The sequence below is a fragment of the Marinagarivorans algicola genome (assembly GCF_001292705.1).
Classification (GTDB): Bacteria; Pseudomonadota; Gammaproteobacteria; order Pseudomonadales; family Cellvibrionaceae; genus Marinagarivorans; species Marinagarivorans algicola.
In genome coordinates this window covers 1-2479 of the sequence record NZ_LGAK01000092.1, presented here as the reverse complement: position 1 = coordinate 2479, position 2479 = coordinate 1, and the positions used below count along the sequence as shown (strand labels likewise).

The 2479-nt window shown below is 46.8% G+C and carries 1 protein-coding gene; it reads left to right on the top strand.

The genetic code is table 11. From position 1 onward, the window contains the following. A partial coding sequence (locus AC438_RS16260) for a calcium-binding protein (RefSeq protein WP_274377626.1) occupies positions 1 to 2479 on the top strand: 2479 nt, incomplete at both ends.

Here is a 2479-nt window from a genome sequence, read left to right as displayed (position 1 = left end):
CATGGCAGCTGTACCTGCAAAAACGCTTGCTAATGAATCTGGCAGTGAGCTGTCAGGATTTAATGGCATTGATATTTTAGTCGGTGCAGCAGGAGATGATGAACTTAATGGTGTTGGTGGGGATGATGAGCTATACGGTTATGGCGGCTCCGACGAGTTACTCGGCGGCGATGGTGATGACTTCCTCGATGGCGGCGCGGGCGATGACACCTTAAAGGGTGAAAGCGGTAATGACGTCTACTGGTTGGATTATGGCAGTGGCCATGATCGTATTGAGCATAGTGACTCAGCTGGGGCAAGTGCATACACCGATACATTGCGTTTTGGCCCGGGTATTACCATTGACGATATCACCTTAGTAAAACAAGGGGGCGACTTAATTGTTCGTCTAGGTGATGGAAGTAATTCAGTGACTTTCTGGCGCTGGTTTAATCACAGTTATTATTATCAAATCGATCACTTTGAATTTGATGATCTGCTTATAACTGAAACTGCCTTACTCGATGAAGTATTGGTATATTCAGAGGCAAATGCAGAGGGTAGTGTCCTAGAGGGCTATGGCGGCAATGATTATTTCCTTGGTGCTGAAGGGCCAGATGAACTTAATGGTAACAGCGGTAATGATGAGCTATACGGTTATGGCGGCTCCGACGAGTTGCTCGGCGGCGATGGTGATGACTTCCTCGATGGCGGCGCAGGCAATGACACCTTAAAGGGTGAAAGCGGTAATGACGTCTACTGGTTGGATTATGGCAGTGGCCATGATCGTATTGAGCATAGTGACTCAGGTGGGGCAAGTGCATACACCGATACATTGCGTTTTGGCCCGGGTATTACCATTGACGATATCACCTTAGTAAAACAAGGGGGCGACTTAATTGTTCGTCTAGGTGATGGAAGTAATTCAGTGACTTTCTGGCGCTGGTTTAATCACAGTTATTATTATCAAATCGATCACTTTGAATTTGATGATCAGTTTTTAACATCCAGTGATTTGATTTCACAACTCGGTGTCTTAACAGAACTGGTAGGTAACGCAGCCGTGGGAACAGATCAGCGTGACAGGTTAATTGCTGGATCTACTCGGGGTTATACATTATCGGCTGAAGATGGCGATGATGAACTTGTTAGTGGGTTGTATGACGACATATTGCTGGGTGGTGCAGGCAATGATGATTACTACTGGTCTGCCAACGAGGGTAATGATGTTATCTGGGATGATGGCGAGTTGGATGCAGCAGATACTAGCCACCAAGACCGATTAATCATTGAAGGTATTGATGTTGATGATTTGAGTTTTAATTATCATGGCCTTGATTTGGTGATTACCATTGGGTCAACGGGTAATACCTTGACCATCGAAGACTGGTACTTAAGCGACGATTACAAAGTTGAACAAATTATTGTCGATGGCATAGCCATTGACCTTGATTTAAACGTACCTGTGATCGAGCTGTTGCCTGATGATCTTGATTTAGGCTCGCTTACGGGTGGCTTAATTGCCGAAATACTTTCTGGATTACAAGGGAGCGATACTCTTGATGGAGGCGCTGGTGATGATGTACTTGCGGGTGGTGCGGGTGATGATACTTACATTTGGGGCGAGGGTTATGGGCACGATCAAATCGACAATTTTGATACCCAAGGCTTCGACAAACTTGAGTTTGATGCCTCCATTTCAGAAGCTGGATTGGTTTGGGACAACCGCGATTACGACCTCGTATTCACGTGGCTTGCCACAGGTGAAACGCTGACCATCGTTAATTGGTTTAAGGGGGAAGCCTACAACCTCTCTGAAATCTATGTGTCATCTGAAAGCTCAGAGCTGGATATTTCTTTGCTCGAGATGAGCATCACTACGCTAACGGATGATGCAGACATTGGTCAGCTAGACGGCTCATTATTAAATGAGATTTTCTTAGGCTTAGCGGGCGATGATGTGCTACAAGGCTTTGAAGGCGATGATGAGTTACATGGTGGTGATGGCAATGACACACTTGACGCAGGAGAGGGCAATGACTTGCTATGGGGCGATGCCGATAACGACGATCTCTATGGCGGCCCTGGTAATGATGCCTACCACTGGGGAGCAGAAGCTGGTAATGACACCATCTATGACCACAACACTGTTGACGCCCAGAACGCTAGCCACGTCGATACTTTAGTGCTCCTCGAAGGCACTTCACCCGATGACTTAGCTTGGGTAAGGGAGGGTGTTGACCTCGTTGCCACCCATGCTCTTGGAAATACTCTCGTAATTAACGATTGGTTTGTTGCGCCCGAGTACAGACTCACCAGCTTCACAGATAATGAAGGTATCGAATTAGATATTGCAGCGATTGAATTAATTGCGATTACCAGAAATGCTCCTGAAACTGGGGGCACAGTGTCTGGGACCAATGCCAATGATGTACTGCAAGGGTCTGCCGCCAACGATACGTTGAGCGGTGGTAACGGTGATGACGTTCTCGATGGTGGA